Origin of the sequence: Nonomuraea sp. NEAU-A123 (genome assembly GCF_018603905.1) — a bacterium.
GTDB lineage: Bacteria > Actinomycetota > Actinomycetes > Streptosporangiales > Streptosporangiaceae > Nonomuraea.
Genome location: NZ_JAHFZZ010000002.1, coordinates 514,379 through 528,159, shown reverse-complemented (window position 1 = coordinate 528,159; position 13,781 = coordinate 514,379). Strand labels below are relative to the sequence as shown.

At 71.5% G+C, this 13,781-nt stretch carries 11 protein-coding genes; 2 read left to right on the top strand and 9 right to left on the bottom strand.

All coding sequences use genetic code 11. The features are described 5' to 3' along the window. Window positions 1-2 precede the first annotated feature (2 nt). Entirely contained in the window at window positions 3-1,514 is a 1,512-nt protein-coding gene (locus KLK06_RS06600; protein WP_308168124.1) for an FAD-dependent monooxygenase, read from the bottom strand. A 268-nt stretch (window positions 1,515-1,782) separates the two neighbouring features. Here KLK06_RS06600 and KLK06_RS61325 point away from each other — a divergent pair, with 268 nt between their 5' ends. Further along, the gene (locus tag KLK06_RS61325; protein ID WP_214634395.1) at window positions 1,783-5,193 is read left to right on the top strand and encodes a BTAD domain-containing putative transcriptional regulator; all 3,411 of its coding nucleotides are present in this window, start codon (window positions 1,783-1,785) and stop codon (window positions 5,191-5,193) included. A gap of 63 nt (window positions 5,194-5,256) precedes the next feature. Here KLK06_RS61325 and mctP (KLK06_RS06590) read toward each other — a convergent pair whose 3' ends face one another. From mctP (KLK06_RS06590) to KLK06_RS06565, 6 genes are all read right to left on the bottom strand, one after another. Then, window positions 5,257-6,867 (bottom strand): monocarboxylate uptake permease MctP, encoded by a 1,611-nt coding sequence (gene mctP, locus KLK06_RS06590; protein WP_308168123.1) that lies wholly within the window; start codon window positions 6,865-6,867, stop codon window positions 5,257-5,259. Next, the gene (locus KLK06_RS06585) at window positions 6,864-7,073 is read right to left on the bottom strand and encodes a DUF3311 domain-containing protein (RefSeq protein WP_214634394.1); all 210 of its coding nucleotides are present in this window, start codon (window positions 7,071-7,073) and stop codon (window positions 6,864-6,866) included. Before KLK06_RS06585 ends, mctP (KLK06_RS06590) begins: the two co-directional genes overlap by 4 nt. A gap of 140 nt (window positions 7,074-7,213) precedes the next feature. Further along, complete coding sequence (gene mctP, locus KLK06_RS06580) at window positions 7,214-8,824, bottom strand: monocarboxylate uptake permease MctP (RefSeq protein ID WP_308168122.1); 1,611 nt, start codon at window positions 8,822-8,824, stop codon at window positions 7,214-7,216. Continuing rightward, the gene (locus tag KLK06_RS06575; RefSeq protein ID WP_214634393.1) at window positions 8,821-9,030 is read right to left on the bottom strand and encodes a DUF3311 domain-containing protein; all 210 of its coding nucleotides are present in this window, start codon (window positions 9,028-9,030) and stop codon (window positions 8,821-8,823) included. Before KLK06_RS06575 ends, mctP (KLK06_RS06580) begins: the two co-directional genes overlap by 4 nt. Before the next feature lie 60 nt (window positions 9,031-9,090). Then, window positions 9,091-9,747 (bottom strand): carboxymuconolactone decarboxylase family protein, encoded by a 657-nt coding sequence (locus KLK06_RS06570; protein ID WP_214634392.1) that lies wholly within the window; start codon window positions 9,745-9,747, stop codon window positions 9,091-9,093. Further along, complete coding sequence (locus KLK06_RS06565) at window positions 9,747-10,295, bottom strand: VOC family protein (protein ID WP_214634391.1); 549 nt, start codon at window positions 10,293-10,295, stop codon at window positions 9,747-9,749. The genes KLK06_RS06570 and KLK06_RS06565 overlap by 1 nt, the downstream gene beginning before the upstream one ends. 77 nt (window positions 10,296-10,372) lie before the next feature. On the opposite strand from KLK06_RS06565, the gene KLK06_RS06560 reads away from it, so the two are divergent. Beyond that, entirely contained in the window at window positions 10,373-11,263 is an 891-nt protein-coding gene (locus KLK06_RS06560; protein WP_214634390.1) for an SDR family oxidoreductase, read from the top strand. Window positions 11,264-11,275: 12 nt separating this feature from the next. Here the strand turns inward: KLK06_RS06560 and KLK06_RS06555 are convergent, their stop codons facing one another. Then, on the bottom strand, window positions 11,276-12,217 hold the full coding sequence (locus KLK06_RS06555; RefSeq protein WP_214634389.1) for a YafY family protein: 942 nt from the start codon (window positions 12,215-12,217) through the stop codon (window positions 11,276-11,278). Continuing rightward, window positions 12,199-13,746: a CocE/NonD family hydrolase gene (locus KLK06_RS06550; RefSeq protein WP_250904952.1), complete on the bottom strand. Its 1,548-nt coding sequence runs from the start codon at window positions 13,744-13,746 to the stop codon at window positions 12,199-12,201. Before KLK06_RS06550 ends, KLK06_RS06555 begins: the two co-directional genes overlap by 19 nt. Window positions 13,747-13,781: the final 35 nt, after the last annotated feature.

The window sequence follows — 13,781 nt, the reverse complement described above, 5'->3', positions numbered from 1 at the left end:
TCCTAGAACTCGGTTGCGGAGATTTCCGGGCTGCCGAACCACTGGCCGGCAGCCCGCTCGAACGATTCACGATCAGGGTCGCGATCACCTGCCCAGGCGACCACGCCGTCAGGCCGGACCAGCGCGGCACCCAGCCCGAGGTCGTTTCTGGCCGGCCCGGCTGCATACTGCATCCGGCTCTCCCAGCCCATCGCCGGACCGTGGAGGCGTCGGTCGGTGCTGAAATCGAGCGCGACGCCTCGTCCGTCCCGCATCAGGTCGCCGAGGCGAGTGCCGTCCGCAAGACGAAGGTCCGGGGCGTTGCGGCCGACCAGCGGCTGCTCGCTGCCGAGGTCGTAGCGGATCGATGATCCCGATACCTTCTCGAACACGTAGGTCGTCCCGTCACGGGTGCCGATCAGGTCGCGGACCACTCCTTGGATCGCCTGGGCATGCGGATCCGGCTTCATGGCCGCCGCTTGGGCGCGCGTCCAGTCGAGCACCCAGGCGCCGATCGGGTGGCGCTCGCGGGTGTAGGTGTCCAGAAGCCCGTCCGGCGCGTACCCATGCACGGTCGCCGCGAGCTTCCATCCCAGGTTCATGGCGTCCCCAAGGCCGAGGTTGAGTCCCTGCGCCCCCAGGGGAGAGTGGATGTGAGCGGCGTCGCCCGCGAGCAGAACGCGCCCCTGCCGGTAGGTCGTCGGCTGCATCGCCCGATCGGTGAAGCTTGAGGCGAGATGGACGTCGCTCAGCGTCACGTCGGTGCCGGATATATGGCGCAGAACCGCCTGGAGATGTTCGCGCGTCGGCCGCTGTGAGCGATCGAACGCGCCGCCGTCGAAGTCCAGCATGCCGATGTACCCCTCCGCGGGCGTCCGGAGGTACATGCCTGTCGGCGTCAGATTGAACCCAGGGCGCAGCTTCTCGGGATCGGCGATGGTGGCGAGCACGAGGTAGCCGGTGAGCTGCGGCTCGGTGCCGACGAAGTCGAAGCCCGCGAGCCCGCGCACCGCGCTGCGCCCGCCGTCGCAGCCGACGAGCCAGCGCGCCGCGTACTCGTGCTCGCCGGCTCGCGCGACCACGATCTCATCGTCCTGCGCGATGGCGGAGACCGTGACACCGCGCCTGACCTCCACACCGAGCGTGAATGCCCGCTCGGACAGCACCGCCTCGACCGCTTCGAGGTTGGTCATCACCCCCTCCAGCGCCGGGCTGGGCAGCCGGAACGGCAGGGCGGCGACGTCGACCTTGGCCGGATCGAGCATCATGCCGGCGAAGTGGCCCGCGCCACGAGGGGGTGCCGGCTCGTCCGCGCCGGGATAGTCGTCGACGCCCGACGCCTTCAACAGCGGGTGCAGCATCCCGCGGCGGTAGAACGCCTCGACCGACGCGGCGGACAGGCCCCGCATCCCGAGCGGGTCCGCCTTCCACGGGGAGCGGGGGTCCGGCTCCCGCTCAAGCACCAGAACAGAGCAGCCCGCGAGGCCAAGCTCACAGGCAAGGAACAGACCAACCGGGCCGGCACCCACGATCACTACGTCATGCACGAGAACTCCCCTTCCGAAGCTCGTCGTCCTGCTTCTCAACAGACATGCAAAGACTGGAGCGGGCCGCTCACACGGGGCACACGCGGCGCTGACGGGGGCGCACATGGCGCTGACACGACCGTCTGCGGCGCGTCAGTGCTGCATTCGAGCATCCGGCAGGCGTCTCATGGTGGCGTGGCAGGGAGGGGTGGCAGGGAGGGGTGGTGGCGCCCGCCGTGATTTGGGGACTCGAGGGTGCGTGCGCGAGGATCGGGAGATGGACGGGGATGCGCGGCTTCGCGTCACGCTGCTCGGCGCCTTTCAGGTATCTCGTGGTGACGCCGCCCTGCCCGTTCCGGGGGCGCGGTCGCAGGGTCTGGTCGTACGCTTGGCGCTCGCCGGCGGGCGCGTGGTCGAGCAGAGCGTCCTGGTTGACGCGATCTGGGCCGAGGACCCGCCGGCCGGCCCCGCCCACGCCCTGCAGGCCCTCGTCTCGCGGCTGCGCCGGACTCTCGGCTCGGCCGGCGACGTCGCGCAGGTCGCGGGCGGATACCGGCTGGAGGTGGACGCGGCCGACGTGGACGCGCTGCGGTTCGAGCAGCTCGCCGCCGCCGGCCGTGGCCGCCTGCGCGCCGGCGACCCGGATGCCGCGGCGGCCGTGCTCGGCGAGGCCGTGGCACTGTGGGGCGACCGTCCCGGCGCCGAACCCACAGTCGTCGCCGCGGTGGCGCCCGCCGTCGCGACCCGGCTGGCCCACGCCTCGGTCGAGGCCGTCGCCGACCTCGCCGCCGCCGAGCTGTCCCTGGGCCGTGCCGACACGGCCGCCGACCGCCTGACCGCCCTGCTCGCCGAGCAGCCCGTCCACGAGCGGGCGGCCGCGCTGCTCATGGACGCGCTCGCTGCCCAGGGTCGCCAGGCCGAGGCCCTGGCCCTGTACGAGCGGGTCCGCGAAACCCTCGCCGACGCCCTCGGCACCGACCCGGGCACCGCCCTGCACGAGCGCCACCTGCGCCTGCTACGCGCCGCGCGGCCCGCCGCCACCGCTGCCAACACCCTCACCGCCCCCGCTGCTGCCGACGCCGCTACCTCCGCCACCGCCGCCGCTGCCGACACCCCCGCCGCCGCCGCTGCCAACATCCTCACCGCCCCCGCTGCTGCCGACGCCGCTACCTCCGCCACCGCTGCGGCCGCCACTGCGCAGGCCAGGCCGAGTAACCTGCCCGCGCCGCTGACCAGCTTCATCGGGCGCGACGGAGACCTCGCCCGGATCGGCACGCTGCTCGCCGCCGGGCGCCTGGTCACCGTGCTCGGTCCCGGCGGCGCCGGCAAGACGCGCCTCGCCGTTGAGGCCGCCCGCCGCCTCCGTCACGACTACCGTGACGGCGCCTGGATGATCGACCTCGCCTCGGTCACCGAGCCGGCCAAGGTCGGCGCGGCCGTGCTCGCCGGGATCGGGCTGCGCGGCGGCGCGATGTTCGAGGCCCGGACGCGGGTCGAGGGCGACGAGCTGGACGTGCTCGCCGGCCGGCTCGGCGGCCGGGAGAGCCTGCTGCTGGTCGACAACTGCGAGCACCTGATCGACGCCGTGGCCCACCTGGTCGCGGCGCTGCTGTCCCGCTGCCCGGAGCTGCGCGTGCTCGCCACCAGCCGCGAACCTCTCGCGGTCGACGGCGAGGCGCTGGTGCCGCTCGGCCCGCTCGCGCTGCCCGGTCCGGGCGACGGCGTCGAGCAGGCGCGGCGGGCGGCGTCGGTACGCCTGTTCACCGAGCGGGCCGCGGCCGTGCGCCCGGGCTTCGACGTGGACGAGACGACGCTGCCCGAGGTCCGGCGGGTGGTCCGCGGCCTGGACGGGATGCCGCTGGCGCTGGAGCTGGCCGCGGCCCGGCTGCGGACGCTGTCGCTGCCCGAGCTGGCCGACGGGCTGTCCGACCGGTTCCGGCTGCTCACCACCGGCAGCCGTACCGCGCTGCCCCGGCATCGCACGCTGCGCGCGGTCATCGCCTGGAGCTGGGACCTGCTCGGCGAGCACGAGCGTACGGTCGCCGAACGCGTCTCGATCCTGCCCGGCGGCGTCACGCTGGCCTCGGCCACCGCGGTCTGCGCCGGCACCGCGGTGCCGGCCGCCGAGATCCCCGACCTGCTCGCGGGCCTGGTCGACCGGTCGCTGCTGCAGCTCGCGCCCGACCCGGGCCGCTACCGCATGCTGGAGACGCTGCGCGAGTACGGCGCCGACCGCCTGGCCGACACGGGCGACCTCGGCACCGTCCGCGACCTGGCCGCCGGCCACTTCGCCGAGCTGATGGCCCGCTACGACCCGCGGCTGCGCGGCCCCGGCCAACTGGCGGCCCTACGGGGCATCAGCGCCGAGTACGACAACGCGCTGGCCGCCCTGCGCCGGCGGTGCGACACCGGCGACGCCCCCGGCGCGGTCGCTCTCGCCCTGAATCTGACCTGGTACTGGCACATGTTCGACCGGCACTCCGAGGCGGCCTACTGGCTGGGAGAGGCGCTGGCGGTGCCCGGCGGCGACGAGCCGACGCCCGGCCGCGACTGCGCTCACGCGATCTACCTGACCGGCCGGGCCGGCACCCGGCCGGGGCTGACCGCCGAGGAGGCCGCGGACGACCAGGCGCGGATACGCGAGCTGGCCGACCGGTTGCTCGCCTACCCCGAGCTGCCGGGCCCGTGCGGCGCGCTCACCGCGCTCACACTCGCGTTCCTGCAAGAGGAGACCGCGTTCGCGAAGCTCGCGCGCCTGGCCGACGGCGACGACGTGTGGCTGTCCGGGCTGGCCCGCATGTTCCGCGCCCAGTTCGCCGAGAACGCGGGCGAGTTCGACAACGTGCGCGCCGACGTGGCGGCGGCCCTGGCCTGCTTCCGGCAGGCCGGCGACCGCTGGGGCCAGGCCACCGTGCTGCCGATGCGCGCCCAGCAGCGGCAGTACGACGACGACCTCGACGGCGCGCTGGCCGACCTGCGCGAGGCGCAGTCGCTGGCCGGTGAGTTCGGCTCGCTCAGCCTCAGCGACGAGGTGTTTCTCCACCTGCGCTGGATCGATCTGCACCTGCGGCGCGGCGACACCGACTCGACGATCGCGATGATCGGCTCGGCCCGGGAGCGGGCGCTGCGCGCGAACTCGCCGGAGCTGACGGCCCTGGTCGACGCGTGGGAGGCCGCCTTCCGGGTGCGGCTCGGCGACCTGGACCGGGCGCGGGACCTGCTCGACGACACCGAACGAGCTCTGCACGGCGACACCACGTTCCCCGGTCACCACGCGCGGGCGCTGGCCGGCAGCGTACGGGCCGCGCTCTGCCTGGAGCTGGGCGACCTGGCCGGCGCGGAGAAGATGCTGGCCAAGGCGTACGCGGCGGCGCTGGATGCCCGGGACCTGCCGATCCTGTCGCTGGGGGCGGTGAACGCGGCCGCGCTCGCCCAGGCGCGCGGGCGGCATCACGAGTCGGCCGTCCTGCTCGGCGCCGCCTCCCGGCTGCGCGGCACTCACGACCGCACCGATCAGCAGGTTCGCGAGCTCACCCGCCGAGGGCGGGCCGCGCTGGGCGAGGAAGCCTTCGCCGCGGCGTACGGGAAGGGTTGGGAGCTGGACGGGAAGACGGCCGTGACCGCAGCCGACCCGGCCCGGCCGCGCCGGGAACCCAGGACGGCTCACCCAGATCCCAGCACCACGTAGGCGCCTGACCGGCCCAGGCCGGTTTCCGGTGGGGAACCGGCCGTCGACCGGTCAGGAAGGCGGTCAGTGCGATGCAGCCAGGTCCAGGTCCTTGACCGTGGGGTCGCCCTCGTCCGCGAAGTAGTCCCCCCGCGACGTCGCGTCCTCTCCGTCGGCCACCTTCAGCGCCCGGAACAGCAGCGTGCCGAGCACCGCCACGATCAGGTTCACGGCCAGCGCCAGGAAGCCCGCGTAGATCGTCATCTTGGTGTCGAGCCCGAGGTTCGACAGCCCGAACGCCGACCCGCCGAAGTGGGCCTTGCCGGTCGCCGGGTTCGGGACCATGTACAGCATCCAGACGCCCGCGCTCATTCCGGCGACCCAGCCCGCGATCAGGCCGCCCTTGTGGAACCAGCGCGTGTAGAGGCCCAGCCCCACGGACGGCAGCGTCTGCAGGATGATCACGCCGCCGATGAGCTGCAGGTCGATGGAGAACTGCGGGTCGAGCAGCAGGATGCAGAGCACCGCCCCCACCTTGACCACCAGGGACACCAGCTTGGAGACCTTGGCCTCCTGCGCGTCCGTGGCGTCCTTGCGCAGGTATTCGCGGTAGATGTTGCGGGTGAACAGGTTCGCCGCGGCGATCGACATGATGGCCGCGGGGACGAGCGCGCCGATGCCGATGGCCGCGTAGGCGACGCCCGCGAACCAGTCGGGGAACATCTGGTCGAACAGCGCCGGGATGATCGTGTTGTTGTCCACCTTGCCGTTGGCGCCCACGACCCCCTTGGTGCCCGCCGCGATCGCCATGAAGCCGAGCAGCGCGATCAGGCCGAGCAGGAAGCTGTAGGCGGGCAGTGCCGCCATGTTCCGCTTGATGACGCCGCGGTTCTTCGAGGCCAGCACGCCGGTGAGGCTGTGCGGGTAGAGGAACAGCGCGAGCGCCGAGCCGAACGCCAGCGTGACGTACTGGAGCTGGTTGTTGGCGTTGAGCGTGATGCCGTCGCCGGGCGCCGGGGTCGCGTCGAACTTGGCCTTGGCCGCGTCGAAGATCGACCCCCAGCCGCCCAGCTTGGCCGGGATGTAGATGACCGCCGCCAGGATGACGATGTAGATCAGCGTGTCCTTGACGAACGCGATCAGCGCCGGCGCCCGCAGCCCCGACTGGTAGGTGTACGCCGCCAGGATGGCGAAGGCGATGATGATCGGCAGGTGCCCGGTGACGCCCATCGTCTTCAGCACCGCCTCGATGCCGACGAGCTGCAGCGCGATGTACGGCATGGTCGCCACCAGACCGGTGATCGCGATGATCAGCGCCAGCGTCGGCGACCCGAACCGGGCCCGGACGAAGTCGGCCGGAGTGACGAACCCGTGCACGTGCGACACCGACCACATCCGGGCCAGCACCAGGAAGACCAGCGGGTAGACCACCACCGTGTACGGCAGCGCGTAGAAGCCCAGCGCCCCGGCCCCGAACACCAGCGCGGGCACGGCCACGAACGTGTAGGCCGTGTAGAGGTCGCCGCCCACCAGGAACCAGGTGATCCAGGAGCCGAAGTTCCGGCCGCCCAGTCCCCACTCGTGCAGGCTCTCGATGTTCTCCGGCCGCCGCCATTTGGCCGCCACGAACCCCATGACGCTCACCGTGAGGAACAGCAGCGCGAAGACGACCAGCTCGGTCACGTTGGCGTTCACTTGGTCATCCTGTAGACGATCGTGGTGCAGCCGACGCCGACGAGGATGAAGGCGATCTGCAGCCAGTAGAACAGCGGGAAGCCGAACAGCCGGGGCTCGTCGGCGTTGAACAGGAAGGTCATCAGCGGCAGCGCGATGGGCAGGACCAGCAGCCAGTTCCACGGGCTGCGGTCACTGCGTGCCTGCCCGGGTTCCCGGGTTGTCATCGACCCCTCCGAAACATGAGTCAGGAGCCGGCCCACGGTCTGAACCGGCCCCTGACTTAACGTCAATGAAGGGAGATTAGCTTTTCCGGGGTATTAAACCCAATGTCGGCGGTGTTACGGTTTGGCCTAAATGCGGAGAGTCACGTCGAACCGGATAGTTTGAGGTCCTTGATGCGCGGGTCGCCCTCGTCGGCCGTGTAGTGCTCGGGCGCGGTGCCGTCAGGGCCGTCGGCCACCTTGAGCGCGCGGAACAGCAGCGTGCCGAGCACCGCCACGATCAGGTTGACGGCCAGGGCCAGGAAGCCCGCGTAGATCGTCATCTTGGTGTCGAGGCCCAGCTTGGCCAGCGGGAACGCCGACCCGCCGAAGTGCTCGTGTTTGGTGGCCGGGTTGGCGACGTTGTAGAGCATGAGGATGCCGGCGCCCATCCCGGCGACCCAGCCCGCGATCAGCCCGCTCTTGTGGAACCAGCGGGTGAACAGGCCGATGGCGACCGACGGCAGCGTCTGCAGGATGATCACGCCGCCGATGAGCTGCAGGTCGATGGAGAACTGCGGGTCGATGAGCAGGATGAACAGCACCGCGCCGATCTTCACCACCAGCGAGGTGACCTTGCTGACCCCGGCCTCCTGGGCGTCGGTCGGGTTCCGGTTGATGTACTCGCGGTAGATGTTGCGGGTGAACAGGTTCGCCGCCGCGATCGACATGATGGCCGCCGGGACGAGCGCGCCGATGCCGACGGCCGCGAACGCGATGCCCGCGAACCAGTCGGGGAACAGCTTGTCGAACAGCTGCGGCACGACGGTGTTGACGTCGGTGCCGATCGGCTTGATGCCCGCCGAGATGGCCATGTAACCGAGCAGCGCGATGAGCGCCAGCAGCAGGCTGTAGGCGGGCAGCGCGGACATGTTCCGCTTGATCACGTCGCGGTTGCGCGAGGCGAGCACGCCGGTGACGCTGTGCGGGTAGAGGAACAGCGCCAGCGCCGAGCCCAGCGCCAGCGTGACGTACTGGAGCTGGTTGTTGGAGTTGAGCAGGATCCCGTCGTTGGGCGCCGGGGTGGCCTGGAACTTGGCCGCGGCGTCGCCGAAGATCTGGCTCCAGCCGCCCAGCCTGGCCGGGATGTAGATGATCGCGACGAGGATGACCAGATAGATGAGGACGTCCTTGACGAACGCGATGAGCGCGGGCGCCCGCAGCCCCGACTGGTAGGTGTAGGCGGCCAGGATCACGAACGCGATGATCAGCGGCAGGTCGCTGAGGAACCCGCTGCCGGCCACGCCCATCGTCTTCAGCACGGCCTCGATGCCGATGAGCTGCAGCGCGATGTACGGCATGGTCGCCACGATGCCGGTGATGGCCACCAGCAGCGCCAGGGTCGGCGAGCCGAACCGCACCCGCACGAAGTCGGCCGGCGTGACCAGGCTGTGCACGTGCGACACTGACCACAACCGGATCATGATGAGGAACACGATCGGATACGTGATCACCGTGTACGGCACCGCGAAGAACCCGGCGGCACCCGCGCCGAACAGCAGCGCGGGCACGGCCACGAACGTGTAGGCGGTGTAGAGATCGCCGCCGATGAGGAACCAGGTGATCCACGGCCCGAAGCTGCGGCCGCCCAGCCCCCATTCGTTGAGGCTGGCCAGGTCGGCGGGCCGGCGCCACCGGGCGGCGACGAAGCCCATGCCGCTGACCACCAGGAACAGCGCGGCGAAGACGATGATCTCGGTCAGGTGCTCGCTCACCGCTGCCTCCGGCGCTTGGTCATCTGGTACACCAGGGTGGTGGTGGCCACGCCGAGAGCGATGAAGGCGATCTGCAGCCAGTAGAACAGCGGGAAGCCCAGCAGCCGGGGCTCGTCGGAGTTGAACAGGAACGGCATCAGGGGGATGGCGATGGGCACGAGCAGCAGCCAGTTCCAGGGGCTGCGGTCACTCTTGTCATCGGGCAAGGCGGTCTCCTAGGGAGATGCGGCTCTTGCCCTCGCAGACTAGTGACGCAAATATTTCGGTCAGGTCACCGATCGACGAGTGGTCGGCTCCTCGCGACGAACGGTCAGTTCGTCGGCGATATCACGGCTGCCGTAGCCCTCGGGCGCGGGGACCTCGACGATCGGGTCGGGCCGGTCGTCGAACTCCAGCCGCAGCGCCCTGGCCATCGTGGCGTGCATCTCGTACAGGCAGGTCACGTAGGTGAGCTCCAGGATCTGCTCGTCGGGCAGGTGCGCGCGGAGCACCGCGAACACCTCGTCGTGCACCCGCCCGCCGTCGAGCACGAGCCCGTCGGTGTAGGCGAGCACGGCCCGCTCCAGCTCGCCGAACACGTCGCTGACCTGCCAGTGGGCGACCGCCCGCACCTTCTCCTCGGGTACGCCGAGCGCCCGCAACTGCTTGCAGTGCTGGGAGAAGACGAACTGGCTCTGCCGCGCCCACCCGGCCCTGGTCTGGCCGAGCTCACGCAGCACCGGGTCCAGCGAGGAGTCCCGGTAGAGCTGGAAGCCCTTGACGCAGTGCCGGAAGATCTTCGGGTCGAGCGCGAACACCGTCCACCAGTCGCCGGGCGAGCCCGTCGCCGTGCCCGCCCGCTCCGGCGAGAACAGCTGGTCGTAGAAGAACCCCACCAGCGGGTCGGTCATCTCCTCGCGGGGCACCTGCCGCAGCCGCGGCATCAGACGGTCCGCTCGGCGGCGGTCCGCGGCTCGTGCCGTACGTCGCCGGGCTGCCCGACCGGCCGGGTCCAGGCGGCGAACTCCACCAGCACCCCGTCGGGGTCCTTGAAGTAGATCGACCGGACGAACACGCCGTCGTGCATCTCGGGCGCCACGCCGAACTCGCTGTCGTCGTGGTTGAGCAGCACGCCGACGTCGATGCCCTTGGCGACCAGCCGTTCGCGGTACTCCTCGATCCGCTCGGGCGGCACGTCGAAGGCGATGTGGTTCATCGACCCGACGGCCGACAGCAGCTCGCCCCTGTCGGGCAGGTTGCGCGGCGCCGACACACCGGGCACGCCCTCGGGCGCGTCGGGGAACCAGAAGAAGGCCAGCGCGTTGCCGCCGCCGCAGTCGAAGAAGAAGTGCTGCCCCCAGCCCATCGGCAGCTCGATCGTCTTGATCAGCGGCATGCCGAGCACGCCGGAGTAGAAGTCGACGGTCTGCTTCATGTCCGAGCAGACCAGCGCGATGTGATTGACCCCGCGCAACTCGAATTCGCTGTTCATAGTAACTACCTACTTATCACAGGGCTCCGGCGAAAAACATGACATGAGATGTCCTCTTTCCGGGCGAGCATGGCCCCATGATTGCTCTGGTGGCGGGCGCGACCCGCGGAACGGGACGAGGAATAGCGGTCGAGCTGGGCGCGGTCGGCGCGACCGTGTACTGCACCGGCAGATCGACGCGTGAGGGCCGCTCGGAGCTGAACCGGTCCGAGACGATCGAGGAGACGGCCGAGCTGGTCACGCGGGCCGGCGGCACCGGCATCGCGGTGCGGGTGGACCACCTGGATCCGGCCCAGGTCAAGGCGCTGGCAGAGCGGATCGACCGCGAGCAGGGGCGGCTGGACGTGCTGGTCAACGACGTGTGGGGCGGCGAGCCGCTGTACGAGTGGGACACGCCGGTGTGGAAGCACGACCTGGACAACGGGCTGCGCCTGCTCAGGCTGGCGATCGACACCCACCTCATCACCAGCCACCACCTGCTGCCGCTGCTGATCCGCAACCCGGGCGGCCTGGTGGTCGAGGTGACCGACGGCACCACCGACTACAACGACACCCACTACCGGGTCTCGCCGTACTACGACCTGGCCAAGGTGTCGGTGAACCGGCTCGCCTTCAGCCAGGCGCACGACCTGGAGCCGCACGGCGGCACGGCGGTGGCGCTCACGCCGGGGTTCCTGCGCTCGGAGGCCATGCTGGAGCTGTTCGGCGTCACCGAGGAGACCTGGCGTGAGGCCAAGCCCGACCCCGCCTGGGCGGTGTCGGAGACACCGGCCTACGCCGGTCGCGCGGTCGCCGCCCTGGCCACCGACCCGGACAAGCGGCGCTGGTCGGGCAAGTCGGTCTCCAGCGGCGAACTGGCCCAGGTGTACGGATTCACGGACGTGGACGGCAGCAGGCCGGACGTGTGGCGGTTCATCACGGAGGTGCGAGAGGCCGGAAAGGAGGCCGACCCGGAGGACTACCGATAACGATCCGGAGGACTACCGGTAAAGTGCCGCCAGCCGGGCCGCCGCTTCGGCCACCAGGGCGCGCAGCTCCGGTGGCCCGAGCACCTCCGCCTCCGGCCCGAACCGCAGCACCTGCCCGTAGGCCACCTTCACCGACTCCACCCCCAGCCGGATCGTGCCGTCGGGCTGGAGCGAGGCCAGCGCGTCGGACAGGGCGGCCGGGTCGGCGATGTGGCGCAGCATGCGCACCCCCGCCTCGCTCAGCCGCAGCGTGACCGTCTCACGCAGCAGCGACCGGCTGAACGCCGCGGACTGCCCAGCCCAGAAGGCCGCCAGGTCGAAGCCCGGGTCACGCTCGAAGACCCGGGCGAGCACGCCGATCCCCCCGAACCGGTCCACCCGGAAGATCAGGAATCGCTCGCCGCTCCTCGCCGCCAGATACCAGGCGCCCGCCTTCAGCACGAGCCCGTACGGCTCCAGCGTCCGCTCCGCGTCCTTGTAGACGGCCGTCACCATGAGGTCCCGCCAGACGGCCCTGGCCAGCGGGGCGAGCGCGGCCGGCGGCGGGGAGTCGCCGGCGAACCAGCCGGGCGCGTCCAGGTGGAAGCGCTGCGCGGCCGTCGAGGGCGCGTCGCGCACGCCGGGGGACAGCGCCGCGGCGGCCTTCAGCCGGGCCGTCGCGGCCACCTCCTCCAGCCCCATCTCCCGCAGCGCCGCCGGCACCCCCGACAGGAACAACGCCTCCGCCTCGGCCCGGTCGAGCCCGGTCAGCCGGGTACGGTAGCCGTCCAGCAGCCGGTAGCCGCCGCCGCGCCCCCGGTCGGCGTAGACCGGCACCCCCGACTCCGACAGCGCGAGCACGTCGCGGTGGATGGTCCGCTCCGAGACCTCCAGCTCCTTGGCCAGCTCCGCGGCCGTCATCCCGCCGCGCCCCTGCAACAGCAGGAGCAGCGACATCAATCGCGCGGCGCGCATGGCAGGACGGGCAGCAGCACGGCCGAGGGGTGCTCGGGGGAGTGGAACACCTCGACGTCGGCGGGCACCATCTCCCCGCCGAGCCCGAGCGGTCGGCCGGTGCCCGGATTACGGGCGATCGTCGGGTACGCCCCAGCGGCCACCTGCACCCGGATCCGGTGGTCGCGCGCGAACCGGTGCCCGACCGGCCACAGGTCCACCAGCACCCGCCGTATGTCCCCCGCCAGGTCGGGACCCAGCCGCCGCACCCCCTCGCACACGTTGAGCGAGCGGCCGTCCGGATGCACGTCGCAGACGCGCACGACCACGTCCACGTACGGCGTGCTCGACCTGACGAACAGCTCGGCGCCGACCGGCCCGATCAGCTCCACGTCCGACTCCAGCGCGGGAGAGCTGTAGACCAGCACGTCGCGCCGCGCCTCTAACCGCCGCTGGTCCCGCGGCCTGGAGTCGGCCAGCAGCACCGGCCCGCCGATCACCGGCGTCGGATGGTCGGGGTGGTAGCGGAACCGGTCGGGCTCATCTTCCTGCGGCGGTTCGGTCCCGAGCCCGAAGCCGTGCCGCAGGTGCCACCGCTCCTGCCGCATCCCGGGCACCGGCCAGTCGGGGTAGTCGCGCCACTCCTCGGCCCCCGTCACGTACAACCGCACCGGCTCGGCCCGCAGCCCGGACCGGTCGCCCAGCAGGTGCGCCCGGAACCAGGCCAGCGCGTCGGCCATGGAGGGCCGCCCGTGCCGGGCGTCCACGTGGTACCAGGGCCCGATCGTCAGGTACGGCCGGTGCCCCGCCGCCCGCATCGCCTGATAGTCCTTGAGCTGCCACGGCAGGAACACGTCGTACCAGCCGCCCAGCATGGTGACGGCCGCCGCCACCTCGCCGACCTTCGGGGAGAAGTCACGCTTGTCCCAGTACGGCACCGCCGGGTCGGCGTGATGCGCCAGGAGGTCCTGGAAGAACGGCAGCGGCCGGCCCGCGGTCACCAGATCCAGCTCGGCCACCGGCCGCCCGGACAAGACGGCCCTGCGGGTGAGCCGGGGCGCCGTCAGCATCGCCGTACCACCGAACCGGCGCGACATGGCGTCGGTCAGCGTGGTCCAGCTCAGCGCCGACTCCAGCGCGAACGCCCCGCCCACGTAGGCGGCGTCCCTGAACTGCGAGGCGGTGATCTGCGTGGCCATGGCCTTCAGCTCCGGACCGGCGTCGGCCGCGATGGCCCACTGGGTGTAGCCGAGATAGGAGGGGCCGAACATCGCGAACGATCCGCCGTACCAGGGCTGCTCGCGCATCCAGGCGACGGTGGCCAGGCCGTCGTCGTGCTCGTCGCCGAGGGGGTCGAGCGTCCCGCCCGAGCCGAAACCGCCCCGGCAGCTCTGGATCACCACCTGGAAGCCACGCCTGGCGAAGCCCCGGCCGTACACCCAGCCGAACACGCCGCGCCTGCCGTACGGCGAGCGGATCAGGATCACCGGCGCCCGGTCCGACCTGATCGGCGCGTAGTGGTCGGCCAGCAGGGTCACTCCGTCGGGCATCGGAACGGGAAGGTCACGCCGGACCCGCACTCGTC